Annotated in this window: 24 protein-coding genes; 5 read left to right on the forward strand and 19 right to left on the reverse strand. The window is 38.4% G+C overall.

What is annotated here, in order from left to right:
* Window positions 1-5: 5 nt before the first annotated feature.
* From KFQ09_RS00740 to KFQ09_RS00760, 5 genes are all read right to left on the reverse strand, one after another.
* Window positions 6-662, reverse strand: coding sequence for a YIP1 family protein (locus KFQ09_RS00740; RefSeq protein WP_048003390.1), 657 nt, complete (start codon window positions 660-662; stop codon window positions 6-8).
* A gap of 70 nt (window positions 663-732) precedes the next feature.
* Window positions 733-1,131, reverse strand: coding sequence for an uberolysin/carnocyclin family circular bacteriocin (locus tag KFQ09_RS00745; protein ID WP_048003389.1), 399 nt, complete (start codon window positions 1,129-1,131; stop codon window positions 733-735).
* 253 nt (window positions 1,132-1,384) lie between these two features.
* Window positions 1,385-2,236, reverse strand: a complete 852-nt coding sequence (locus KFQ09_RS00750) for an SDR family oxidoreductase (protein ID WP_255835939.1) — start codon at window positions 2,234-2,236, stop codon at window positions 1,385-1,387.
* A 135-nt stretch (window positions 2,237-2,371) separates the two neighbouring features.
* A complete protein-coding gene (locus KFQ09_RS00755; RefSeq protein ID WP_035700902.1) occupies window positions 2,372-2,785 on the reverse strand; it encodes an Rrf2 family transcriptional regulator in 414 nt (137 codons plus the stop codon).
* 48 nt (window positions 2,786-2,833) lie between these two features.
* Window positions 2,834-3,307 carry a VOC family protein gene (locus KFQ09_RS00760; protein WP_051626170.1) on the reverse strand — a complete coding sequence of 158 codons (474 nt, stop codon included), beginning with the start codon at window positions 3,305-3,307 and terminating at the stop codon, window positions 2,834-2,836.
* Window positions 3,308-3,466: 159 nt separating this feature from the next.
* On the opposite strand from KFQ09_RS00760, the gene KFQ09_RS00765 reads away from it, so the two are divergent.
* On the forward strand, window positions 3,467-3,910 hold the full coding sequence (locus KFQ09_RS00765; protein WP_007499382.1) for a DUF2188 domain-containing protein: 444 nt from the start codon (window positions 3,467-3,469) through the stop codon (window positions 3,908-3,910).
* Window positions 3,911-3,938: 28 nt separating this feature from the next.
* Here KFQ09_RS00765 and KFQ09_RS00770 read toward each other — a convergent pair whose 3' ends face one another.
* Window positions 3,939-4,787, reverse strand: a complete 849-nt coding sequence (locus tag KFQ09_RS00770; RefSeq protein ID WP_007499384.1) for a non-homologous end joining protein Ku — start codon at window positions 4,785-4,787, stop codon at window positions 3,939-3,941.
* A 115-nt stretch (window positions 4,788-4,902) separates the two neighbouring features.
* Between KFQ09_RS00770 and KFQ09_RS00775 the strand changes: the two genes are divergently transcribed.
* Entirely contained in the window at window positions 4,903-6,768 is a 1,866-nt protein-coding gene (locus tag KFQ09_RS00775; RefSeq protein WP_255835940.1) for a DNA ligase D, read from the forward strand.
* A gap of 34 nt (window positions 6,769-6,802) precedes the next feature.
* Window positions 6,803-7,498 carry a YoaK family protein gene (locus KFQ09_RS00780; protein WP_008343947.1) on the forward strand — a complete coding sequence of 232 codons (696 nt, stop codon included), beginning with the start codon at window positions 6,803-6,805 and terminating at the stop codon, window positions 7,496-7,498.
* A gap of 39 nt (window positions 7,499-7,537) precedes the next feature.
* Here KFQ09_RS00780 and KFQ09_RS00785 read toward each other — a convergent pair whose 3' ends face one another.
* From KFQ09_RS00785 to KFQ09_RS00805, 5 genes are all read right to left on the reverse strand, one after another.
* Window positions 7,538-7,759 carry a hypothetical protein gene (locus KFQ09_RS00785; protein ID WP_008343948.1) on the reverse strand — a complete coding sequence of 74 codons (222 nt, stop codon included), beginning with the start codon at window positions 7,757-7,759 and terminating at the stop codon, window positions 7,538-7,540.
* A gap of 462 nt (window positions 7,760-8,221) precedes the next feature.
* The gene (locus tag KFQ09_RS00790; RefSeq protein ID WP_035391960.1) at window positions 8,222-9,334 is read right to left on the reverse strand and encodes a response regulator aspartate phosphatase; all 1,113 of its coding nucleotides are present in this window, start codon (window positions 9,332-9,334) and stop codon (window positions 8,222-8,224) included.
* Between the two features lie 245 nt (window positions 9,335-9,579).
* Window positions 9,580-10,878 (reverse strand): BclA C-terminal domain-containing protein, encoded by a 1,299-nt coding sequence (locus tag KFQ09_RS00795; RefSeq protein ID WP_370648309.1) that lies wholly within the window; start codon window positions 10,876-10,878, stop codon window positions 9,580-9,582.
* 44 nt (window positions 10,879-10,922) lie between these two features.
* Window positions 10,923-11,267 (reverse strand): DUF3992 domain-containing protein, encoded by a 345-nt coding sequence (locus KFQ09_RS00800; protein WP_008343952.1) that lies wholly within the window; start codon window positions 11,265-11,267, stop codon window positions 10,923-10,925.
* Window positions 11,268-11,341: 74 nt separating this feature from the next.
* Window positions 11,342-11,995: a CotZ-related putative spore coat protein gene (locus tag KFQ09_RS00805; RefSeq protein WP_017367305.1), complete on the reverse strand. Its 654-nt coding sequence runs from the start codon at window positions 11,993-11,995 to the stop codon at window positions 11,342-11,344.
* A gap of 386 nt (window positions 11,996-12,381) precedes the next feature.
* Here KFQ09_RS00805 and KFQ09_RS00810 point away from each other — a divergent pair, with 386 nt between their 5' ends.
* Window positions 12,382-12,753, forward strand: a complete 372-nt coding sequence (locus tag KFQ09_RS00810) for an iron chaperone (RefSeq protein ID WP_008343954.1) — start codon at window positions 12,382-12,384, stop codon at window positions 12,751-12,753.
* A gap of 57 nt (window positions 12,754-12,810) precedes the next feature.
* Here KFQ09_RS00810 and KFQ09_RS00815 read toward each other — a convergent pair whose 3' ends face one another.
* Window positions 12,811-13,392 carry an undecaprenyl-diphosphatase gene (locus KFQ09_RS00815; protein WP_255835941.1) on the reverse strand — a complete coding sequence of 194 codons (582 nt, stop codon included), beginning with the start codon at window positions 13,390-13,392 and terminating at the stop codon, window positions 12,811-12,813.
* Between the two features lie 140 nt (window positions 13,393-13,532).
* Window positions 13,533-14,075: a GNAT family N-acetyltransferase gene (locus KFQ09_RS00820; RefSeq protein WP_217815788.1), complete on the reverse strand. Its 543-nt coding sequence runs from the start codon at window positions 14,073-14,075 to the stop codon at window positions 13,533-13,535.
* A gap of 165 nt (window positions 14,076-14,240) precedes the next feature.
* Between KFQ09_RS00820 and KFQ09_RS00825 the strand changes: the two genes are divergently transcribed.
* Window positions 14,241-14,702 carry a macro domain-containing protein gene (locus KFQ09_RS00825; RefSeq protein ID WP_017367303.1) on the forward strand — a complete coding sequence of 154 codons (462 nt, stop codon included), beginning with the start codon at window positions 14,241-14,243 and terminating at the stop codon, window positions 14,700-14,702.
* Between the two features lie 77 nt (window positions 14,703-14,779).
* Here the strand turns inward: KFQ09_RS00825 and KFQ09_RS00830 are convergent, their stop codons facing one another.
* The 6 genes from KFQ09_RS00830 to KFQ09_RS00855 form a co-directional block, all read right to left on the reverse strand.
* Window positions 14,780-15,250, reverse strand: a complete 471-nt coding sequence (locus KFQ09_RS00830; protein ID WP_255835942.1) for an immunity protein YezG family protein — start codon at window positions 15,248-15,250, stop codon at window positions 14,780-14,782.
* A 6-nt stretch (window positions 15,251-15,256) separates the two neighbouring features.
* On the reverse strand, window positions 15,257-17,182 hold the full coding sequence (locus tag KFQ09_RS00835; RefSeq protein ID WP_255835943.1) for a T7SS effector LXG polymorphic toxin: 1,926 nt from the start codon (window positions 17,180-17,182) through the stop codon (window positions 15,257-15,259).
* 183 nt (window positions 17,183-17,365) lie between these two features.
* The gene (locus KFQ09_RS00840) at window positions 17,366-18,244 is read right to left on the reverse strand and encodes a hypothetical protein (RefSeq protein WP_008343961.1); all 879 of its coding nucleotides are present in this window, start codon (window positions 18,242-18,244) and stop codon (window positions 17,366-17,368) included.
* Window positions 18,245-18,805: 561 nt separating this feature from the next.
* Window positions 18,806-19,141: a hypothetical protein gene (locus KFQ09_RS00845; protein ID WP_065460402.1), complete on the reverse strand. Its 336-nt coding sequence runs from the start codon at window positions 19,139-19,141 to the stop codon at window positions 18,806-18,808.
* Between the two features lie 929 nt (window positions 19,142-20,070).
* A complete protein-coding gene (locus KFQ09_RS00850; protein WP_046526677.1) occupies window positions 20,071-21,180 on the reverse strand; it encodes a response regulator aspartate phosphatase in 1,110 nt (369 codons plus the stop codon).
* Window positions 21,181-21,585: 405 nt separating this feature from the next.
* Window positions 21,586-22,431, reverse strand: a complete 846-nt coding sequence (locus KFQ09_RS00855) for an SMI1/KNR4 family protein (protein WP_255835944.1) — start codon at window positions 22,429-22,431, stop codon at window positions 21,586-21,588.
* Window positions 22,432-22,515 lie beyond the last annotated feature (84 nt).

The raw sequence follows: 22,515 nt of genomic DNA on the forward strand, positions 1-22,515 counted from the left end.
TAGAATTACATAAATGAAGTGAAAATCTCTGGAATTATTTTTAAAATTATGTTTAGTAAGAAGGTGAAAGCGATAATCATTATTGATATCCACTTACTTGAATCCCTTAACAAAATTTTCACACCTAAATACATTATTATATACTGCCAGATCACAAAAAAATCTATATTTTTTAAAAAGCTGTTTAAAAGAGAATTATCGGTATCTTTTAATATACCAGAAAATCCTTTAATCTCGTACAATTCCCCAGAAAACATAACTAATAACGAGAAAGAAAACACCTTAATGGCTATAGGAACCCAACTATAACCAATAATACTGGATACCGCTCTGAATTCCAGGGTTTTAGTAGAAAACAGTGATACCATAAAATAGATGACAATTGCTTGAATCAGCCACTCTATAAGTAATCCTCCACTTATAATAAAACTGAAAATACCAATAATAATAGCTGAATTAGACAACTTGTCTTCTAGTTCAAACAGGTGAGAAATTTCCTGTATTAAAAATTGTGAGGTGGATAGCACTAAAAATATTCCGATTAGCATGATTAAAATGAACGGATAAAAATTCTTAGGTTTTTCAATTAATTTATTAAATAAAGATACTGGTTCAAATAATACAGATACGAATGATTTAAAGCCCACTAAAATTCCTTTCACCACACGGCTCCCCTTATACGTAATTAGTAAAGAAGAAGTAGTTATGAGAATCATAACTACTCTTCTTTACTTACCATGTAACAGCTGCTTTTTTACCTTTTCGTTTGATATACCACTTTAATGACATCCTTGCTGCCCAAGCGATAGCTGTTATGGTTCCAAATGAAAAGGCACCTAACACTATAGATATTGCCGAAGCAACGTCAGACCCCGTCATCACCATGTTGACAATTTTGGATGCCTTTTTTTGAGCCTGGTTCCAAGTAGTCTTTTTACTATATTTATTAATGATTTTGGCAAGGTTCACTTCTAACGATGATTTTTCTATAGTCTGGATATCAGAATTACTAAATTCGTTTTGATTATACTTCACTGGTGACCCAATAGTTCCAAACATCACTAAAATAGATAAAAAGACCATCCCAAAAGCGGCTAGGATTTTAGAATGTTTACCATTAATATTTACCATAATTACCACCTCCTTCTATTATTATCTAATATTACAATAAATAATATTAGACTTCAACATTATCATGTGAAAAAATAGATACTATTTAACTATTTTCAATGTTAAAAGATTGTTAACTCTTACGGGTATAGGTTACGTCATGCGTCATTAAATGCCTCTTCAACATAATTAATAGCTCTTTCAATGTATCATTTTTTATATAAACATGTAGTCTCCATGAAAAAAATCGCCCTTTAAGGGCGATTGAGAAGATTTATTTTGAAATCATTTCACGAATTTTTTCTTTGATAGGTGTTAAGGATCTGCCTAATAAGGTTTCGAAATCATGGCTTTCGACTGCTAATGCCCCATCGCGGATTCCGCTTTGCATCGCTTTGACAAATGGAACAGCTTCTTTCGGTACACCATTTGACGCTAAAAATTCTCCAAATGTATCTACATCCATGTGCTCTACTTTGATTTCTTTCCCGCTCACTTTGCTGACCATTTGTGCAAGTTCAGTGTGTGTGCGAAGCGGTCCTGACAATTCATAGATTTCCTGATCATGTGCCGGCAGTGTTAACGCATTTGCTGCTGCTTCTGCATAGTCATTTCTTGTTGCCCAGCCGACTTTACCTTCACCAATTGGGCTGATAAACGGCGCTCCGTTCACTGATGCCAGAATCGTATCTTTTTCATTTTCCACATACCAATTGTTTCTTAGAAAAACATGAGGTATGCCAGAGGCCAAAATTGCTTCTTCTGTTTTTGCATGGTCATGTGCTAGGTTAAGCTGACTTTCTCTTGCATTGACAACACTTGTATAAGCAATAAATGACACATTCGCTGCTTTCGCTGCTTGGATGGCATTGATATGCTGCTTCACGCGGTCTCCATCCCCAGACGAAATGATCAAAAGGCGATCAATCCCTTGAAACGCTGATTGAAGTGTATCCGGCTGTGTGAAGTCTCCCTTGCGCACATCCACCCCAGCTTCCTTTAGATGAACTGCTTTTTGCGGATCTCGAACACTGACCGCCAATTGTTCAGCTGGTACTTTTGCGAGCAAATGTTTGACGACGAGCGATCCAAGTTGTCCTGTTGCACCTGTCACTAATAATGTCATTGATTTGACCTCCTCATTTTTCGTTCAACGGTGATGTTTCATGTATGAAGCAGCTGGTTTCTTACATCAGATCATTCGTTATAATCGAAATGGTTACAACGAAGGGGTAGAAAAAGCTCTATGTATGAGCTTTTTCTACTCCGCCTCGATTAATAATTGCTTAATTGTCACTTGTTTAAGGTGATGCTCAAGTGCGGACTGTGCTTCTTTAAGTTCTTGCCGCAGTCTCGTATCCATGGCTTGACCAATTGGACATGCAATGACTGGTTGATGAAAGTTAAATAACTCTTCATCTTCGCTTACATCCACAGCCCGGTACACATCTAGTAGAGTAATGTCCTCTGCCGGCCTTTTTAAGGAAGCACCGCCAACTCCTCGGCGAATCTCAATGAGATCCGCCTTTTTGAGCATAGCCATCATTTTTCTGATAATGACTGGATTTGAATTAACACTTTCTGCAATAAAATCCCCTGTGCACTCTTTTGAAACACCCGCAATAAAAGACAAGATATGAACAGCAATGGTATATCTGCTGCTAATTTGTTTCACATTCCTTCACCACCGTTGTAATCAATATAGTTACAATAAGCGGTTTTGTCAATCAATAAACGGATGTTTCTTTCTTTCCCAATCTTCAAATGTCATCATCTCATGATGTTCTCCTGCATCGATTTCAAGCGGTGCAATGCATTCAAGCAAATTGCCATCTGGGTCAAGAAAGTAAATCGCGGCATGAAATTGTGGCGGATTATCAAGTACTAAAGGCTGTTGCTCTTCCGAAAAGCCAAACATCGGATGTATGCTGATCCCTTTTTCTATCAGCCATTCTTTGATCTGCTCAATGCTGGATGTTTCTATTTGGAACGCAACATGTCGAGTGGCTGGATGATATGGAATAGTGGATATATCAGCCTTCCATAAGCCAAGCCAGCTCTTTCCTTTCTCAATCCATAGAAAAGCCACTCGTTCATTTTCATGAGCAAGGGTTAATTCCAATTTTTCATAAAAAGAAATGGATGCCTTCAAATCACTCACAGGTAAATGTGCTTCATACAAGCCTTTCATCATCATTTCAATCACTCCTTTACTATCTTCTATTGTGCAGGAATTGAAAACATTCTTCCTCAGCAAAACGATGTATTTCAACCAAGCCATTGGATTGAGATGGTTAAATGTTTGATCCATTGCATATGGGGGAAGGTGTTCAAATAAAAGAAAGGAGCGTTCAATATGCCTTGGACAATGGAAGATTATCCAGCTTCATTCCAATCACTAGACAAAGTCATTCGAAAAAAAGCACTTGAGATTGCCAACAAAATGGTGCAGGAAGGCTATGAAGAAGGTAGAGCGATTCCAATTGCGATCAATCAAGCGAAAGAGTGGAAAAAGAATGCGACGGAAAAAGAAATGGAGGACTTTCACTCTCATGGTTCTGTGACTCCTTCTAAGAAAAGCAGCTCTGCACGACCTGAGCTCATGGATCATGCGCAGCATGTCGTGAAACATGATGAAGGCTGGGCGGTTCAAACTGAAAAAGCGAAGCGTGCAAGTGAGGTAAAAGAAACGAAACAGGAAGCCATCGACCGCGCGAAAGAGATTTCATCTAAAAAAGGAACAGCAGTTGTCATCCACCGAACAGACGGGACGATTCAGGATGTGGTGAAGCCAAAATAAGACCGCCCTTTGGGGAGCGGTCTTTTCTTTATGCATTCTTTTCTTTTTTAGCGGGTGCTTTTCTTTTCTTAGGTGCTGCTTTTTTCGTTTTTTCTGGTTTTGATCGATCGATAGAAGCCTGCAAAGCGGCCATCAAATCAGTGACATTGGATGAAGCCTCTTTTTTACCTGTCGTTGCTGGTTGAACGGTATGTTCTCCAGAAATTTTGTCTCCAATGACATTCATCAGCTGCTCTCTGTATTCATCGCGATAAGCGGCTGGATCGAATGTGGTGGTCAGCTGCTCAATTAAAAGGAGTGCTGTATCTAACTCTTTCTTCACGATGTTTTCCTCTTGCGGGATATTCGGGACGTCTGATACTTGTCTAATTTCGTCAGGGAAATGAATGGTTTCCATTAGTAAAATATGTTCGTAGCACCTAACAATCGCTAATTGCTCCTTTGAGCGAATCATGATCTTGGCTACACCGATTTTCCCTGATTCTTGCAACGCTTTTCTTAATAATGAATAAGCCTTTGCTCCGCCGGTATCTGGAGATAGAAAATAACTTCTTTCATAATAGATGGGGTCGATTTCTTCTATCTTCACAAAATCAATAATTTCGACGGCTTTTTCTTCATTTTCTTTTCTCAGCCTTTCGAGTTCTTCCTCATCCAATTCAATGAATTTATTTTTGGCATACTCGTACGCTTTTACAATTTGCTCTGGCGCTACCTCCTCGCCGCAGTTAGCACAAACCTTTTTGTAGTTAATCGGCGTATGGCATTCTTTATGAAGCTGTCTTAATTTAATATCTTTGTTTTCTGTAGCGGTAAACAGCTTGACTGGAATATTCACCAGTCCAAAGCTAATGCCGCCCTTCCATACTGTATGCATCGTAACGCCTCCGTTCTTTTCTCCTTACTATGTAATGTTTTCATCAGAGTTATGTATGTTTATGAAAATTTCATCCCACCATAAGAACACATGATGTAAGGAAGTGAAAAACACAATGAATCCGATGCGTTTAACGTCTGCACATGATATTCCTGCTGGAGCAGACTGGCTGTATGAATTAAAATATGACGGCTTCAGGGCCATTCTTATTTGGGAAAAAGACACCATCCATTTAGAGAGCAGAGCGGGAAAACGATTAAACAAACAATTTCCTGAAGTCATTGAGCAGTGCCAGCAACTAACAAAGCAGCTTGCACCTTTTTTACCGCTGACCCTAGATGGAGAATTGGTCTTTTTACTGAGTGAACAAGAAAGCGACTTTACAAAGGTTCAGCAAAGAGGCCGGCTGAAAAACAAAGAAACCATTCAACGCCAGGCTAAGCGGTTTCCATGTCATTTGATTGCATTTGATCTATTGAGATTTAAAGGGAAATCCCTCGTTGATTTACCGCTGATTGAAAGAAAAGCTGAGCTGCATGAGGTGTTCCAAGCTGCAAATCTTCCTCCCTCCGTTCAGCTGAATCACCCCTCTCTTCTTCAAATCATCCAAACCGATAGCAGCCCTGATGACATGAAAAAAATCATGCTGACCTATTTAGCGGAAGGATTAGTTGCTAAAAAGAAAATGAGTAAATGGCAGGAGCATACCCGCTCGAAAGAATGGCTCAAAATCAAAAATTGGCGGTATGTATCTGTCATCGTGACTCGTTTTGATAAAGACAATGGCTATTTTCAAGGATGTCTTTATCAAGAAACGAATCTCTTAGAGGTTGTCCAATTTAAGCATGGTTTTTCTAAAGAAGAAGAACAAACCCTGCGCACCTTATTTCTAACCAAAGGTCAAATGACTGGAGCATCACATTATGAAATCCCACCATCCATTGTCGCAAAGATTGCCTGTATCTCTTTTGATGGATCAGCCTTACGAGAGCCCCGGTTTTCTTCGTTTTTATTCGATGCAGATCCAGCAACGTGTACCTTTCAACACATGCTCAAACAGCTTTATCCGCTCCCAGCTTTGATTGACGTCACCCACCCAGAGAAACCGGTTGTACCTGCCCTTCATATCACAAAGGCAGATTACTTACTTTATTTGAGGCAAGCCGCTCCCTATTTATTGCCCTTTTTACGTGAAAGACGTCTTACGTTAATACGCTTTCCTCATGGCACTGGTGGAGAATCTTTTTATCAAAAGGCAACGCCCGATTATGCGCCTGATTTTGTTGAGACAGATCAAGCGCACGATATTTCTTACACAATCTGTAATGATCCTGACACGTTGCTTTGGCTTGGTAACCAGCTGGCGATGGAATTTCATATTCCTTTTGAAACGAGAGATACAGATCGGCCTGTAGAAATTGTATTTGATTTAGATCCGCCTTCTGTTAAAGAGTTTCACCTAGCAATAGAAGCAGCCAAACGAATCAAGACCATTTTAGATGGACTCTTTCTCACCGCATTTATTAAAACAAGTGGTGGGAAAGGGCTACAAGTTTATATCCCATTGAAGAAAAATGCCTTCACATATGAACAAACTAGACAATTCACTGCGTTCATCTGCCAATTTTTATGCGAACAAGCACCCGAGCTGTTTACGCTAGAGCGTCTAAAGAAAAACCGCGGCAACCGTTTATATTTAGACTACCTTCAACATGATGCTGGAAAAACAATCATCGCCCCGTATTCCCCGAGAGGAAACGAGCTTGGACTTGTTGCAACACCGATTGAATGGGAAGAATTAAATAGCGAAGAATGTCATCCTTCTTTATTTACGATGCCGGCTGTTATGAAACGTCTAAAGGAAAAAGGCGATCCATTCCGTCAAATGAGGCACCATGTGAATGATGATTCTTTTCGACAAGTTTTATATCAGCTGCAGGACATATTACCAGCTCATAAAATGGACACACGCGGTCATTAAGCGTTACACTTATTCATTAGAGAGGAAGAAAGGGATGACCATTTTGACCGCACACTCAATACGAAACATTGCACTGATGTTCTTATGTCTTACCGCAGGAATAGTGGATGTTATTGGCTATTTAAGCCTGGGGCATGTGTTTACAGCAAATATGACGGGAAATATTGTACTGCTTGGCATTGCAGCAGGCAGTTCATTGCAGTTAACCGCTCTTCATTCCATCACGGCACTTAGCGGATTTGTTCTAGGTGTTTTACTAGCTGTTGTCATAGGTGGAAAACAAGAAAAAACATTTTGGCCAAAAGCCGTTACACGCATCTTTATCATAGAAGTCATCATCTTGCTTCTATTTGCTCTTATGACCATTTTTCCTTATACGCAAGGTGCTTATTTTATGCTGATTATCCTTTTAAGTATGGCGATGGGCATGCAAACGGCGGCCGCACGCAAATTAAATGTCGCTGGCATTTCTACAACAGTTTTAACGAGTACACTTGCTAACTTATTTGAAGATTTGGCGCAACGCTTATCAAATCGGGAAAAAAGAAAAGCCCCTATTCAGCATGTGAGCTTGCTGCGAATCGGTTCTATTGTCTTTTACTGCCTAGGTGCTGCTTTAGCTGCGTATACAGATGCTTACGATCCGTTTATCATCATTTGGCTGCCTATTTGCATCCTAGGGGTTATTGTGATCACAGCTACATTTAAGCACTTTCACCAATTGAAATAGCCAATCTTAGATGGCTATTTCAACCACTGTGATGAAACATTAATAACTTCTTACATAAAAACCAGGAGGACGCCCCATAATGAATGTGGAGCCATATGGAGAATATCCAGAAAACGTCCCGAACCCTCCATATCCAGGGTAACCTCCTAAGCCCGAGAACACGCCAGGGCTCACATAATACCCGCCAAAGCCAATATGAGGTCCCACTGCTCCACCGCTAAAACCGCCGCCATGAAAGCCTCCATACACCCGTGGATCCATACAATCACCTGCCTTCAACTTACACTTCATCTCATCATATGCGTGACAAATGGAGCGGTGTTCCCTCTTTTGTAACAATTTCTATGTACAATAGACCAATTTCATAAAATTTGAATGAAAAGTCCTGCAAAAAATTAAATTAAGCAAAGAAAGGTGACCTTTTTAACTTGTTGCTCTGCCCTATGTTTATTTAGAATAATGGAGCAGGTAACAAATTTGCACACCCCCTTTGTTGCGAATTCTTCTTATTAAACGTTCTTGCAGCGTTTAATAAGAAGAGCCTATTTTCACCCATATAAAAAACCCTTGCTGATGATCATCAACAAGGGCGAGATATGATTGGGTGATTAACCACCAATGATTTTTTCTGCTACTTCGAAAGAACCCGCTACATTTTCAGTTAAAACAGCCGCAGCGACCGCTAAACCCACAACGAATAATACTTTTAATCCTGTTTTCATCTTATATCAACCCCATTCTTTTCATATGTAAATCCGCTTCTAAACTTTTATTCAAGTAAAAAACAGACTGCTCATAAAGTGCTTGCTTTTCACAATACTTTGCAGCAAAGTGAGAAAGCTCTTTCACTTCATGATATTCATTCTTTTCTTCTAACTTTCTTAATTTCTCATTAATTTGCTGAAATCTTTGTGGCACATTCGTTAAGTAAAGATCATGTACGATGCCTATTTTGAGCTGAAACACTTCATGAGAAGCTTCTTTCATTCGGGCATATGCAGCATCTATATACTGACTTGCACGCTGCTTTTCACCAATCACACAGAGTTCCCGGCTGATCAGATACGTAGAATGGAAAAAGAAATCTGAATCATAATACTCTTGATGAGACAATGCTTTTTCAAGATGTCGTATAGATTCTTTCGGTTTATTCCAAAATGAATATAAAATGGCGACATTATGATGGTGCTGAGCCAGCATAAAATCATCCTGTTCGCTCGTCAACACCTCTTCCGCCAAACGATAATTCTCAAGCGCTTCTTCGTACCTGCCAATCTCTGTAAGGTTGGCTGCAATAAGAGAATATGAAAGTGCAGTTCTTCTTTCATAGTGCTTGTGACGTTTATAGACGTGTAGAGCCCTGCGAATATAACTTAATGAAAGCATGATATGACTCAGGCGATAGTAAAGCCACGCGACCTTAAAATCGAAATCAGCGCGTTCGATTTCACTTGGAATTTTATCTAAGAGCTTTTCCGCACTTTGATACATCTGTAATGCAACCTCATAATTCCCCTGATGCTGTTCATACACACCCTCATAAAAATCAAAATAGTAAGCAAGGCGATTAGACAAATCATCATCTTTTTTCCCATAATGGCCTTCTTTACTTTTCGTTGAAACATTGCCTTTTTGCCCTCTTAAATTGTACATCAGAATATGATGCCTTTTCTCAAGAAGAGAATAATACATGAGGATGTCAGCATCATCAATTTCCTCTACTGCTTGTTTCGCTTTAGCAAATAGCCGTTCTGCCTCATCTGCATGATCTTTTTTGATTTCCATGTTCCAGTCATTTAATAGTGATGCCAATTCCGCCACAGGAACTTTGCTCATTCTACACCCCCAATCACCTTCAGCTACACCACATGATTTCACTAAATATGGAACTTCTATTAGCAATTGCTAATTCGTCCATTTGACATCATTTTAATATGAATCACTTGAATCTTCAATAACCGATTCCTTCGTTATTGCGTTTCTTTCTCCTAGTCAATGATGCATACACTAAAAATTCCGTCTTTTTTCTATTAAAGGACACGGTTGAATTGAAAAAAAAGCCCTTATTGGGCTTTTTGGATTTATTCCAATCTGATAATGGTTAATGCCGCTCCAACAGATCCCCCGCCAAGTAATACTACGGTTGCGACTAAACCGAATATTTGAAGAGAAATTTGATTCCCTGCTGCAAGTGTTGTAATGAGAGATACGTTGTAGGTAGATGTAGATAAAGCGGGTGATAAAATAGACCCTGCTATGGGTGTTCCGTTGTTAATTACCCTTGCTCCTGCAAGCAGTGAAGCGTTTGTGTTTATTTGATACGTGATGAAATACCTCCCTGAAACAGGTACAGTAAACACCGTATTCCCACCACTTACAGTAAATCCATCTAAACTTTGGTTATTAGGCAGCGTCACTGCCGTTCCGCCTAAAACAACCAGCACCGTACTTCCCGACGTATTGGATGCGTACATCGAGTTAGTTGTTAAACTAGTACCGGTTGGACCTGTGTCACCTGTGGCTCCGGTTGAACCAGTTACTCCCGTTGGACCTGTGGCACCAGTTGTGCCCGTTGCACCGGTTGAACCCGTGGCTCCCGTTGGACCAGTGACTCCGGTTGAACCCGTGGCTCCCGTTGGGCCAGTTACTCCCGTTGAACCCGTGGCTCCCGTTGGACCAGTGACTCCGGTTGAACCCGTGGCTCCCGTTGGGCCGGTTACTCCCGTTGGACCCGTGACTCCGGTTGAACCCGTGGCTCCCGTTGGACCAGTTATTCCTGTTGAACCCGTGGCTCCCGTTGGGCCGGTTACTCCCGTTGGACCCGTGACTCCGGTTGAACCCGTGGCTCCCGTTGGGCCAGTTACTCCCGTTGAACCCGTGGCTCCGGTTGAACCCGTGGCTCCCGTTGGGCCGGTTACTCCCGTTGGACCCGTGACTCCGGTTGAACCCGTGGCTCCCGTTGGACCAGTTATTCCTGTTGAACCCGTGGCTCCCGTTGGGCCGGTTACTCCCGTTGGACCCGTGACTCCGGTTGAACCCGTGGCTCCCGTTGGGCCAGTTACTCCCGTTGAACCCGTGGCTCCGGTTGAGCCGGTTACCCCCGTTGGACCAGTTACTCCGGATGAACCCGTGGCTCCCGTTGGGCCAGTTGCACCGGTTGGACCGGTTACTCCGGTTGAACCCGTGGCTCCCGTTGGACCAGTTACTCCTGTTGAACCCGTGGCTCCCGTTGGGCCAGTTACTCCCGTTGAGCCCGTTGCACCGGTTGGACCAGTTACTCCGGATGAACCCGTGGCTCCCGTTGGGCCAGTTACTCCCGTTGAACCCGTGGCCCCGGTTGGACCAGTTATTCCTCCACACATATTAAGTTGGGCGCACATGTCTCTCACTACTTTCAAACTGTGGAATCATCAAGACATACACACTAATACTGATAATTGAGAGAAAACGAAACGACAATACTTCCAGTCGAGGTTCCACCAGTAGCTAAAATCCCAATTGAGTTCAGATCACTGAGCGTAATGGATCGACTCTCTCCTGGCGGTACCGTGAAATCAGGAACAGCTGTACCGTTTACCTCTAAAGCCACGGTAGGTGCCACAGCCACAATCCCATTGTTTTCCACCATGATGGTTCCGTTTATGACATAAGGTGTTCCATCTGTCCAGACGACAACTGCATCAGCTGCTGCTGCTAAATCAAGTGTGAAGCATACTGCATCATTTACAAAGCCCGCTTGTTCATTACTACATCCGCCTAAAATAGCCATTTTAACCCTCCTTCAACCTAATCTTGATAGACTATGATCCATTGATATTGGATGATTGTGCGATTATCACAGCTTCAAAGCTTTATTTTTCTTCTTTGCACCATGTTGATTTGCATGTCTAATCGTGCTTGCACACTTTCAGTTGATGGAGATTTCAAGATAAATTTCACATCTTTCACAGTAATCGCACGACTTTCTCCTTTTTGGACAAGAAGATCATAACAAAATGTACCAGTTTGAATCCTAATTGCGACTGGTACATCCTGATGATCTTGATGATGCAACACAACAGTTGCCGTATTGAGAAATTTTGTTCCATTCCGCCATACTTCCACCGAACTGGACGATGTGGAAAAACAAAGAAAGATGTGGTGAGATTCTATGTTTTTTAAAATAAGCGCATCATATACAGGAAGCTCTACTTCAATCATTCCACATAAAAAAGAAAGATCGACAAGAATTTTCGAACTAGATCGATACAAAACTTTTTGACAGCATGTTGATCTATTGCAGCACGGTACAAGAAGTTCCAACAGCACACAATTTTGCTTTTCATTGATAGAGCTCAAAGAAAAATAGCAAGTCTTAAACACACTTCTTTCAAAAAACACCCATGAGTAAAAAGGTTCCCCATCTTCCATGGTGAGCAAAAAGGGAGAACTCATCGAACGTTTGTGAGTAAAGCCTTCTAATTTTGTTTGATTGTTTATCTCTTTTAGTTTACTCATCAACAGGTTTGTCACTTACAATCAGCCCAATTCCATGCTGTATACATAACTATATGGTCTTTTATCATATGTGCCTTTGACTATTTTGTGCGCGATTGGATTAGATGATGAGCATAGCTTTTCATTTTTCAAGTTTCTCTATATAATATGAACAAGAACTTCCGTGCCTCAGTAGCTCTAGAAGGGAAGAGCGCCGTAAAACAATTGTAGCTGGCGGGTCGCAAGGCAAGGGTTTCAGAAGCACCGAAAAGCAAATGAGCTGAGACAGGTGAAACTCCTGTCGGTGAAATTCCGTAGGGAAGCGTGTTGCCCCCTAGCCTATGCTTACGAAAGGAGTGCGGGTTCGAATCCCGTCTGAGGCTTGATGAATATGGAGGATGAAAACAATGCAGGTTTTTGAAGAATATGTAAGCAACATCGGTCATCCAGAGCTGAAACAGCGCATGCAAGACATCTTACAATGGATTTCAGACACATTCCCTCAATTAGAGCCCAGAATTGCTTGGAATCAGCCCATGTTCACAGATCATGGCACATTTATTATCGGATTTAGCGTCGCAAAACACCACATTTCTGTCGCACCAGAAGGAAAAGGGATTGATCACTTTTCAGCAGATATTGTACAAGCTGGTTATGACCATGGAAAAAAGATGTTTCGGATGAAGGAAAGCTTACCGATTGACTATCCTCTACTTAAAAAAATCATTGAATTTAACATTGAAGACAAAGCAGATTGTTCCACATTTTGGCGAAAATAATAAACACCCCGATCTGATTTCATAACAGATTGGGGTGTTTTTTCGTGGACTTACATTTTATTTGGTTCTCTCTCCTGCCCATTTCTGCTCCACCCATTCAAAGCACGACAGAAGCAGGCTAACGCCCTTTTGGAATAGCGGCAAATAAACAACGGTTACCGCCGTTAAACAAGCGATCACAGCACCTGCCAGCACATCAAATGGATAATGAACACCTACCCAAATCCTTGAAAATCCTACAGCGCAGGCAATGAAAAGCCAATAAATACGACGCTTGTGAAAAAGCCAAAAGACTATACAAATGGAAAAAATAAAAATGGTGTGATCACTCGGAAAAGAGTTGTTCACTTCCTTTTCGATTAAAAGATTAACATGATTCAATTCTGCAAAGGGCTGCTGATTGGAATAAAAGAGCCCAGCGACTTTCCCTAACATCTCTGCCAAGATAAAGGTCAACCCAGCAGATATCATCATCCATCTGTTTTTTCTGCTTCGGTTTTGAAACCACATGATCAAAAACATGATTGCAATGAACATCACTGAATATTCAGCCAATCCAATAAGAACTGGATTTAAGACATCGTGATTCATACTAAGCTGATTAATCGACCGAAAAACCCGTTCATTAAACTCCTGCATCTCATTTCATTCCTTTTGCTTCGTTTAGGAAAAGGATAAATGAAAAAAGAAGACCGTGACATCGATCGAGCGAACAAAACAAAGGGATCATCTCACATTTTTGTCACTTCGTTGTCATCCCAATACCAAGAAACCATGCACTATTTAGAATGATACTGCTCCCATTCTTTTTTCAGCAAAGCATATTGATAGGTATTTTCATATTTAGGTGTGCCATCTTCATTTGTAGTAAATGAAACAAACTCAAGAAAGAGGCCTTCCTTCCTCATGCCTAAACGCTCACATAATGTTTGAGATCGATCATTGTCATCCTCTACATATGCATATAAGCGTCTTGCTCCTTGATTGACAAAAAGATATGACAAGAGCGCTTCAGCACTTTCACGGGCATATCCCTTTCCTTCATATGACGCATGAAAATTCCAGCCAATCGAATACGTATCCGGCTCATCTTTTAGATAAAACAGTTCACCGATAATCAACTGACTTTCTTTTAAACAAACCGCCATATAAGAGTGATCTGCTTTTCTTTTTTGCACCTTAGCTACCGCTTCTTCTAATGTAGAGATTTGATCATCCAGAAAACAATTCACTCTTGGTTGAGACAAGTATGCAAGCATTCCGGGTGCATCTTCATCACGAAATGGTCTAAGAATTAACCGATTTGTTTCTATTTTATCCATAAGACTCTCCTTACTACTTTTTCTTTATCTTTCACTATTTTAGATGTCATGGACTGTTTTTGCCAATTTGATCGTATGAACGTATCCATTTTTTTAAACATAATGTCATCAAAACTGATATAATAGAACATAAGTTTGCATTTTATTGAAAAGGGATGACTTGAAATGATCAAAACGGTAGAAGGCAATATCTTAGACGCAGAAGAAGACATCATCTGTCACCAAGTGAATTGTAAGGGTGTCATGGGAGCAGGGTTAGCAAAGCAGATCAAAAGCAAATATCCAAATGTGTATAAAGACTATAAACGGTTATGTGCAGAACAAGGAGATGATTTATTAAGCTCCGTTCAGCTCATCACAACGAGCGACGGAAAAACCATTGCCAACTTATTCGCCCAAGTTGGATACGGAAGAAAAACAAAACAAACAGATGACGACGCATTACGCAGCTGCTTTGAACATCTAAAACAGACAGTGACAAATCTAAATGAAGAGCATCCCCTTCATTCTATCGCCATTCCTTATGGGATCGGCTGCGGCTTGGCAGGCGGCGATTGGACGATTGTTCGAGAGATGATGGAAGAGGTTCTTGGCGATTGTGAAGTGACGGTTTATCGGTTTAAATAGGTGAAATGAGAAATTCTGATGAAAACAAATATTACAAAAACCCTCCTTCATTTATTTGGAGGGTCATTTGCTAATTGCTATTTGTTATTTTTCAAATAATTTAGCACAGCTTCTTTATCTTCCTCATCTTCAGGTAGAAATCCGAACGTTTCGTATTCCCAAACGGCTATTCTTTGTACATTGTCTATGCCTAATGAATAAACATCATCGTATCCATACTCAATAGAGAATTCCCCTTTATGATCTAATTGGAGGGTAGCTGTTGTCCAAGCACCTAAATCATTTTGTATATATGCCTTTTTCAATGCTTCAAAAATTTCACTAAGTTCGTATAATAAGTGGATGTATGTTGACTTATTTACACTATATTTATGAGGAATTTGATGTCCATTAACATATTCATTTCCATTTTGTTCTTTAAAATAAAACACTATCTCAGCCGAATCATCAAGTATTTCTGCATACATCCAAACTTTATACCAATCACATGGTATTAATTCATTAATTGATTCTGCTATTTGTTTATAATTTTTTTCTAATTCTTCCATTGGGTTTTAACCTCCAGGTTGATTCTTAATAAATACTTGAGAATAACGTTCTCCAATTTTATACTCCACAGAGAAACTAACAGGTCGTAATGAATCTCCCTTATAGATAGGTTCAATGTTCACTGCTACTTGTTTAGGTGGGTTTGAATTCAAAGCTTTCAACCACCGTTGTTCCATGGTGTACCATTTCCCGCCGCTTCGATTAATCTGTGAATTCATCGGAAGTAGGTTATCAATATCCCCAGACCCTTTAAAAATAGATGCAATTAAATGCCCTCCATCATCATCCAGCAATCGATCCGGCTTACCTGAATTGGATTGAGCATATTGATTTCTTTTGACTTCTCCGTATTTTAAATCACTTGCTTCGACTTTGACAATGCGGCCATAGTGATCTGTTGTGTAGGTGTAACCTTGCTTTGTTGAATAAACGACATTCGGTTTTAATACCTTTTTGCGTTTCCATCGCACATAGTGCTCTCCGTAACTGACAACAGTCGGTGGTGATTTTGGTGCCGGTAAGCGTCTGCCTGTCTTAGAGATTCCGTATCCTGAGTTGTTGTCTAGACGCTTTGCCATGGAGAGGAGTTTATTTTTGAGATTTTCTCCGTCAAACACGTTATAAGGGAGTTTCCCTCCACCAGCCATTTGAAACTTTGGTGAGTATGGCAATAGATTCGGAATAGAGACTCTATCTAATGATTTTGCTCCTTGTTCAAGGCCTTTCTTCACTGTTGTTTTGGCCGCTGTTGTCCCTGTTTTTGTGATGGCTCCTGCCCCTTTAGAACCAAAGACAATTTCTGCAAGAGAACCAGTCGCATAGGCGAACCAGTGTGACCGTGAATACGCGTCACCATTTATGACTTCTTTTTGGAATGAGTCTGAAATCGATTTTCCAATCGCTTTCGATGTTTCAATTGGATGTGAAACAGCCGTTACAACTGATTCCACAGCCCCACCAGGGTCAGTGACAAGATCATATATTCCGGTCACTGTATCTTTTGCCACATCATATAGACCCACTGCAGCACCTTTTACACTATCAATGAACACCTCCGATGCTTCTTCCTGTGCTTTGATTTGGAGAAGCTGGCTGTAATACATTTTTTGATCATATGTGAGATTCTCATAACCGATCTCATCTACAATCTCAAAGTACTTCGCTTCTGATAGACACGAAGGATCATTGAGCTTTTCTTTCAGTTCTTTGATTCTTCGTTTTTCTTTTTCATCTTTTTTCACCTTTAAATAGGCTTTCACTTGAGCATCAATCTGATCATGGTTCTTGTACACGTCTGTCTCATGAAATGCTTTTGCATCATAATACATTGGCTGCGCATTCTTTCCTTTTCCAGTAGCAGCCATCATCTTTGCATAAAAAGTGTTGAGGTGATTCTCAACCGCTTCTGAATTTGCGTATTCCGTTTTCAAATCATTGTCTATTTGATGTAAAACTTCAATGGTCTCTTTTCTTTTTTTGTTCGCATCGTCTAAATGTTCATTGACCTCTTTACTTGAAAAAGTATGTAATTCAATTAAATCACTGATATCGTCAAAAATAGTGGAAAGTGCCTCTTTTTGTTCTTTGACCATATCTTTATTGTTCTGAATCCCTTGTTTCAATTGAGTGTCTAAAAAGTGCTCATCAATAAAAGTACTCCCGCCTAATGATTCATCATCAAGCTTTCCTTTCACCCCATCTAAAAAAGCTTTCTTCATATCGATAAAATCAAGATATGTGTCTGTGTACAGCGCAAGATCCTCATAAAAAGATTTGATATTGTCTGCACCTTTTCCAGTAAATTCATCACCTAAGCCCGACACACTTTTTAATGCTTTTTTCACAAGTTTCATTTCTTCTTGAAGCTCATGATAAGCCTTTGATCTCTGTTCTACAGCTGATAGTAAAGATGGAGCATCTAATATTTTCATATAAAAAGGACTCCTTTTATGGCATATTCTTTTACTAGAATACCATAAGGAGCCTGACACTTTAATCCACTTTATCGTTTTTTAACCAATTTTGAAGAATTTGAACATACTCATTGAATGAGATGCTGTTATCAATAGGAATTAATAAGGAATCCTAATAAAGAGAAGGGCTTCCCTCTTCTCTTATCTATCTCCATATACAAAGCTATATTCTGTAACTAAATCATCTCCCCAACTATCACTAAAACTTATTGAAGCTGGGCCAACACTAATGGAAATACCATTTATTGTTGCATAAGTGTGATGATATTTTGTGATAATATTTGCAGGATCTCCTTTTTTAGACTTTGGAACAAGTACATCTCTATCCATTGTTATAAATTGAGTATCTCCATAGCCAGGTGAAAGAATAACTCCATGACCATAATTTTTGTATGAGTCTGTATCAGCTGATAGTTGTTTATCTTCTGTTACATGTGTGAGGCCACCTTTACCATCAGCAACGGCCTTTTGTTGCTGCCAATACCCCTCAAAAGTACCTGATAAAGGGACTGCAGATGTATCCCAAGCTACTGCAAACGCATCTTTTTTATGGTTAACAGGCTTTTTAAACCATTCGGCATAAGAATGATATTGATATTTATAATTAGTTCCAGATGTACCTTTATAAAAAACTTGTTGAGAAATAAGCAGTTTGCTATTTGTTGCCGGATCGGTTGGCGGTAAAGATGATAAGGTATGTATTTTATCAGATTCTCCTAAATCACCATTATCTTTCAACCCTACATCTTCGTATGAAATACTTTTTCCTGTGAGCTTTTTATACTTCTTTATGTCCTCTAATTTTGTTTTTGCAATCCGCTTTTCATTCTCAGAATTATATTCAATTCGTTCTCCATCTAGTGAATTATAATATGTAGTAGACTTGACAACTTCAAGTTTGACTGAATGTTCTTGGCTTGTATTATCTTTAGTTTCCTTACTTTTTGCACTTGAAATACCCCCAAACATTGTCAATGAGAATACGAAAGCTAGTAAAATGAGTATGAACCTGATTTTCATCCCAAACACCTCCGCCCACACACTACCATATAAAAAAAAAAATCGTAAATATCTCAAGTATGGTTTTTATTATTATAAGAAAATACAAAGATTAGAATTAACCAAAAAGACAATACTTCAAACAGTCCACTGTTGTATATTTTTGAAAAAGGTAAAATCAAAGTAAAATAAGTTAAAATGATGGCTCCTAACAACATATATAATGTGCGTTTCATTTACATCCCCCAACAATTTTTTCTCAACGATATCATATTTTTTAAGACCTTTCAAAAATGATTTAGCAAAGTTGCTCTTATAGTCTACACTTCGGTAGGCAGTACTCACATAGATTACTTTCACGTTCAAACTCCATCACAACTTCATCAAATTATGATAGCAATCATTAAGACACTTATTAATTTTTTGCATCTCAAATCACTTGGGGTTGTAATGCCACCCTGTAATATTCTGTTTACCATTTATTTATTTTCACACCTACATAACTTTCTCCATCCCTTACTCCAAGTAAACACAAAGCTAAAAAAGGTGAAACTATACTCCACTAAAAAAAGAAAAACCCTATTATAAGAGTTTTTCTTTTTTGGAATCGTAGTCTTTAATAATATCAATTGGATCAATCGCATCATCATCTTGTGTATATTCCTCTACATAAGGAGTAATTAATTTCTCAAACTGCTTTTCATCATCCACTAGAGCAATACAAGTTTCATACCCTTCAAAATCAGATGGGTATAAATTTGCAACAGCACTACCATTTTTCAAAGCCTGATCTATCGCATTTTTTAATTCCAATAGACCCTTCCTGTTTCCTAAAATCAGTGCTTCTCTGTGATGAGTTTCTTGAGCATATATATTACACATCTCTAAAACATCATCATCATCCACTTGAATAGACATATAAAAGCACCTCCGAAGTTAAATTTAGTTCATTATATAATTCTTAATGTCAACATGCTAAAGAGCCATGACCTCAAACGTCTGATCCAAATAGTGATTGCGTACACCGCAAACAAAAATAGCTCAAACTACTTAACGGTACTTTACTCCTTTTTATATTTCATTACTTTTATAATTCTATAAACTATTACAGCAACATAGCACACAACTAAGGTAATCAGATATTCAAAAGGAAAATCTCTTTGTACACCTTGATAAAGAAAAATTGCCAAAAGGACTGTAAACAAAACTATTTGAAAAACTTCTTTTTTTATCATACAAATCCCCCGATATACTTTCACTTACGTTTTATACTTTTAATTACGTTATGTTACCGTGAAATTATAAAACAATCAGTCTTAACATTCTACAGTCAGTTCCATATTTAGGATTTAAGTAACAAAATTGAAAGTATGTACTATATTTGTTTTTACCTCCAATTGTTTTCTTCTCTTTCTTCATAAAAACATCCTGAAATTCTTCATACATTTTTTCAGCTTTTCAGAATCCCATACTTTATACAGCTCTCGCATATATACAGTGAAATTGGGTAATACCCAGATTCCTCTAACGGACACTGAAAGTTTCCTCTTTAAAAATCTTAAATAATTCATTTGTTTTTCTAGTATCTCTATACGCTACCATCAAAGCAAATGGAGCATCTAATATAAAAAAGACTCCTTTATGGCATATTCTTTTACCAGAATACCATAAGAAGTCTGACGCTTTAATCCACTTTATCGTTTTTTAACCAATTAACCTCCAGAGCTACCTCTTGATGCAACTGTTTGGACATCTTCATGTAGAGGTTGAGTCAAACCGTTTGTAAAGAAAAGTGTACCTAGAGCTACCACAACTAGTGAAAATGTAATAAAAACCGACTTCTTCAATTAATTCACTCCTTTTCCTACATACTGGCTTGCGAGTAAGGCTCTTTTATAGTAATTTAATGATTGTTTCAGCAAGCCTCTCCCCTCTAAATATTTCGCCACATCAACCAGAATTTCCTCTAAATCAACCCATACTCTTTTCTCTTCAAGCTCTAAACACAGATTGTTTATATTGTTCAATTGAGATTGATTTTTTTCATACAATAGTTCTTTTAACAATTTAAATTTTATTTGAAAAACGTTATGGTTGACTTGTTCTGATAAAGAAATGCCTAGATCAATCCATTCAATCGCGTCATTACTTTTACTGGAGATTTCTATTCTAGAAAGTTCATATAAACATCTCAACTTCAATAAATCTTGATTTTCGATCTCTTTATAACTCAACGTACGCCTAAATAGTGCTGATGCTTCTTCTAAATTTTCTTTTTTGCTTTCTAGAAAACCCATATTGTAATATAGATGAATGATTAAATGATTGTCATTAATACTTTCGATCATATTCTCAGCTTCACTAAAAAGAGCTCTTGCTTTATCATATTCAAATTGATCAATTAAGTTTAACGCATGTAGCATCCTACAGTTAATCTGTCTTTTGATATATGTTTCATGGGCATTAAATGTGTCACACGCAATTTGTGCATGATATTTTGATAAAAAGGTCATTTTCAAATCATAAAATAGAACTGCGATTTTATAATGAAATTCAGCTTTTTCTATTTCATCATCAACATAAGCCAACTTTTTTTCAGCTATTCTGAAGTAACTTAATGCCTTATCATAATCTTGTAAGTAGTCATGATAGATCCCATTATAAAAGTAGAAGTAATATGACATTAGTTTATTTGTTTTTTCTTCTTTTTCGTCTGGAGCATTCCGCTGAAAGAATGGCTTATCTAAATTTCTGCTAATATTCTGAAGTTTCAGCTTAAGCCTAAAGCTCAACAGTTGATAGTACAAAAGAATATCTTGATTTTCTTCCATTAAATCAATTGCCCTGTCTATGTCATCTTGCATTTCTATAGCTGCCGATAAATCCCCTTTTTGTATCGCAAGATTCCAAGTGTTTAACATGTTTCCTACCTCCTGAGAGGCAATTAATCCTGACATTCCTTTACCCCCTTCTAAACAAATCCCTAGTATAATTCTAACACGCATTTTACAACATATGTAAAGTGAATCTGCTCATAATAGAAATTTTCGGTATCCCGCAAATCTGATAATAATTGAATGGTATGCAATTATAAGAGTTGGTTAAAAGAGAGAGTAGCCAGAAAGGACTTGATACTTATTTCTTTTAGATTGACCACCTTCATTTTTTAAAAAGAAATTCACAAAATATTGTTTTGAAATTGATATAAAAAGACCTGACTGAGTTTCAGCCAGGTTCATGAAGGGATCAATCTAAATTATATTATAATGAAATCAAAACAAAACAGATAATTAAACATCCGTTCTCATTCACTCTTTGAAAATTCACCCTATACAGTACACTCTACATGCTCTAATTTTGCCTTAATCTAAAAAATCAATATTAACAGCGAAATTTCCAGCTGTTACAGTTATCTGAGGAATTTTAGTTTTTTCAAAAATGTCTACAATTTCAAATAATGTCTTTTTTATAATATCGTTACTTGGCATTGTATCTACTCTTAATATAAGGATTGTTTCAATGCTTCTAGCTACTTCAAAAAGAACGTCTTCATCTTTAACAGATTCAATGTAACTTTTTATTCTTTTAAAGAACCACTCTACTTCTTCTAAATCTTGTAACGGATATTTAGTAATTTGATGAATATCGGCTGGATTAGGTGCTTCTTTCTCTAAGATCGCTTCAAGTTCTGCTTTAGTTATATATTCCTCCTCCTCTTCTTCGTATTCACCCTCTGCTGCTTCCTCATCAACACTGTACTCAGCTGTATAAAGCCCCTCAATGAATTCATCAAAGGAATCTGCTAACTTAAAGTCTTCTTCCATCTCAACATCATAATAATGAATTGCAGGATTTTCTTTCGTCTTTCGATAATCCATCGCTACCCAAGTGTGACCATCCCCGTTAATTAAGACAAGCCCTTCTGGCAGCTCCCACTCTTTTATCAAATAGGCACTATCCATAATTCCTTCATCTTCAGCAATTCCCAAAAGATGATTAAATTGAATATGAGCCTCGGCCCATGAATTAGATTGAGTGGTTGGAAAAGCATTATGAATGGTATAACCACCATTCTGCTCTAATATGAGCTTTTTATATGTATCTGGCAAAGTGACACCAAGTTTCTTTTCAGCTTTAGCTATTTCTGCTTCGTTGATCTTTTTTAACGTATAGTAACCTTCCTCGTCTATTTCCCAAAATGATTTCAAGATGAATGCCTCCTAGTAAAATATGCACATAAGTATACCATCTTGCTGAGTATATTTAACAATTTAGGCAAAATAAAAGAAGAA

The sequence above is a fragment of the Bacillus sp. FS02 genome, assembly GCF_024398395.1.
Classification (GTDB): domain Bacteria; phylum Bacillota; class Bacilli; order Bacillales; family Bacillaceae; genus Bacillus; species Bacillus altitudinis.

Bases quoted from the DNA above. Each gene is read 5' to 3' on its own strand.
- KFQ09_RS00745 (WP_048003389.1), bottom strand. From the start codon at position 1,131: ATGGTAAATATTAATGGTAAACATTCTAAAATCCTAGCCGCTTTTGGG.
- KFQ09_RS00750 (WP_255835939.1), bottom strand. From the start codon at position 2,236: ATGACATTATTAGTGACAGGTGCAACAGGACAACTTGGATCGCTCGTC.
- KFQ09_RS00760 (WP_051626170.1), bottom strand. From the start codon at position 3,307: ATGATGATGAAAGGCTTGTATGAAGCACATTTACCTGTGAGTGATTTG.
- KFQ09_RS00765 (WP_007499382.1), top strand. From the start codon at position 3,467: ATGCCTTGGACAATGGAAGATTATCCAGCTTCATTCCAATCACTAGAC.
- KFQ09_RS00770 (WP_007499384.1), bottom strand. From the start codon at position 4,787: ATGCATACAGTATGGAAGGGCGGCATTAGCTTTGGACTGGTGAATATT.
- KFQ09_RS00775 (WP_255835940.1), top strand. From the start codon at position 4,903: ATGAATCCGATGCGTTTAACGTCTGCACATGATATTCCTGCTGGAGCA.
- KFQ09_RS00780 (WP_008343947.1), top strand. From the start codon at position 6,803: ATGACCATTTTGACCGCACACTCAATACGAAACATTGCACTGATGTTC.
- KFQ09_RS00785 (WP_008343948.1), bottom strand. From the start codon at position 7,759: ATGGATCCACGGGTGTATGGAGGCTTTCATGGCGGCGGTTTTAGCGGT.
- KFQ09_RS00790 (WP_035391960.1), bottom strand. From the start codon at position 9,334: ATGAGCAAAGTTCCTGTGGCGGAATTGGCATCACTATTAAATGACTGG.
- KFQ09_RS00795 (WP_370648309.1), bottom strand. From the start codon at position 10,878: ATGTGCGCCCAACTTAATATGTGTGGAGGAATAACTGGTCCAACCGGG.
- KFQ09_RS00800 (WP_008343952.1), bottom strand. From the start codon at position 11,267: ATGGCTATTTTAGGCGGATGTAGTAATGAACAAGCGGGCTTTGTAAAT.
- KFQ09_RS00805 (WP_017367305.1), bottom strand. From the start codon at position 11,995: ATGAGTAAACTAAAAGAGATAAACAATCAAACAAAATTAGAAGGCTTT.
- KFQ09_RS00810 (WP_008343954.1), top strand. From the start codon at position 12,382: ATGCAGGTTTTTGAAGAATATGTAAGCAACATCGGTCATCCAGAGCTG.
- KFQ09_RS00815 (WP_255835941.1), bottom strand. From the start codon at position 13,392: ATGCAGGAGTTTAATGAACGGGTTTTTCGGTCGATTAATCAGCTTAGT.
- KFQ09_RS00820 (WP_217815788.1), bottom strand. From the start codon at position 14,075: ATGGATAAAATAGAAACAAATCGGTTAATTCTTAGACCATTTCGTGAT.
- KFQ09_RS00825 (WP_017367303.1), top strand. From the start codon at position 14,241: ATGATCAAAACGGTAGAAGGCAATATCTTAGACGCAGAAGAAGACATC.
- KFQ09_RS00830 (WP_255835942.1), bottom strand. From the start codon at position 15,250: ATGGAAGAATTAGAAAAAAATTATAAACAAATAGCAGAATCAATTAAT.
- KFQ09_RS00835 (WP_255835943.1), bottom strand. From the start codon at position 17,182: ATGAAAATATTAGATGCTCCATCTTTACTATCAGCTGTAGAACAGAGA.
- KFQ09_RS00840 (WP_008343961.1), bottom strand. From the start codon at position 18,244: ATGAAAATCAGGTTCATACTCATTTTACTAGCTTTCGTATTCTCATTG.
- KFQ09_RS00845 (WP_065460402.1), bottom strand. From the start codon at position 19,141: ATGTCTATTCAAGTGGATGATGATGATGTTTTAGAGATGTGTAATATA.
- KFQ09_RS00850 (WP_046526677.1), bottom strand. From the start codon at position 21,180: ATGTCAGGATTAATTGCCTCTCAGGAGGTAGGAAACATGTTAAACACT.